The sequence below is a fragment of the Parahoeflea alexandrii genome, from assembly GCF_027214025.1.
Lineage (GTDB): Bacteria > Pseudomonadota > Alphaproteobacteria > Rhizobiales > Rhizobiaceae > Hoeflea > Hoeflea alexandrii_A.
Genome location: NZ_JAPWHB010000037.1, coordinates 1 through 304, shown reverse-complemented (window position 1 = coordinate 304; position 304 = coordinate 1). Strand labels below are relative to the sequence as shown.

Annotated in this window: 1 pseudogene; it reads right to left on the bottom strand. The window is 57.2% G+C overall.

Going from position 1 to position 304, the window contains the following annotated elements:
- Positions 1 to 71 precede the first annotated feature (71 nt).
- A pseudogene (locus O4H62_RS26325) lies at positions 72 to 304 on the bottom strand (DDE-type integrase/transposase/recombinase); the annotation flags it as partial.

Genomic DNA, 304 nt, shown 5'->3' with positions numbered 1-304 from the left:
TCACGGTATCCGGACAGCCGGGTGCCACACGACCTGCTGACCTAAGCAGCCAGAATTTCCCGACATAGGACGTTGTCTGACCGAATATGTCCAGGGATGCCCCGCAGGATGAACAGGTCTGTCAGAGCATCCAGCACGTCCGTTGAGTTGAGCTTGCGGTCCACGCGGATCATGAGTGCCTCCCTGGTATATTCGTCGATGATATTCAGCGTCCGATAGACGCGGCCGTCAGCGGTTCGATCCTGGACGAAGTCGTAGGACCAAACGTGGTTTGGCCGTTCCGGTCTGAGACGCACACATGATC